Genomic DNA, 686 nt, shown 5'->3' on the forward strand with positions numbered 1-686 from the left:
GACGCTCGTGTCTATGGCCCGCCGCAGTGGAGTGTCCTCGGGGACGGCCCGGGCCGCCACCGCGAGGAAGGGGGCGTCTACGTTGGGCGTGTCCCTCCCCGGTGCCCCCACCACCCCGGCCGCCGCGAGGCGGTAGCGCTCCTCCAACTCGGCGAGCCGGGCCTCCAGGTCCTTTACCCTGGTGTCCCCCGGCTGGGCTCCGGCCTGTTCCAGCTGGGCCAGCCGCTGCCTGATGGCCTCCATCTCCCCGATAAGCGGGGAGACCGCCTGCTCCAGTTCCTTCACCAGCTCGTTCATCCTCTACCTCCTTTGTCCACCAGTCGGGCCCTGAGCGCCCTCAGGGCGAGCCTGTAGCCGAAAAGCCGGACCGCCTCGAGGTCTGCCCCGTGCGGGGGAGAGGCGTACACCTCGGGGAAGAGCGCTCTCAGCTCTTCCTCCGAGTAGTGCCGAAGCTCGGGGGGTTCCCGGTCAAACTGGCGGTAGTGGGCCGCGAGGTGGGCGTAGACCTTGGGGCGGTCTTCCTCCGGCAGGTCCACGCCGCCCCGGGCCCCCAGGAGCGCGGCCATGGCCGCGGCCACGCCCCGCCAGACCACGGCCCCGGTCTTGGGGTCGTGGAGGGCCTTGGTCTTGAGACCGGAGAAGCTGAAGTCGTACCCCTTCTGGTCCCTTAGGGGCACGGGAAAGGG

1 protein-coding gene and 1 pseudogene are annotated in these 686 nt (G+C 70.7%); both read right to left on the bottom strand.

Annotated elements, in window-relative coordinates; genetic code table 11:
* Positions 1–297: hypothetical protein (locus AC01Y6_RS10865; RefSeq protein ID WP_476671541.1), on the bottom strand; the 297-nt coding region annotated here is incomplete at its 3' end.
* Positions 294–686 (bottom strand): annotated as a pseudogene (locus tag AC01Y6_RS10870) (hypothetical protein); the annotation flags it as partial. The gene AC01Y6_RS10865 and the pseudogene AC01Y6_RS10870, both read right to left, overlap by 4 nt.

It is taken from the genome of Thermus sp. (genome assembly GCF_056332225.1).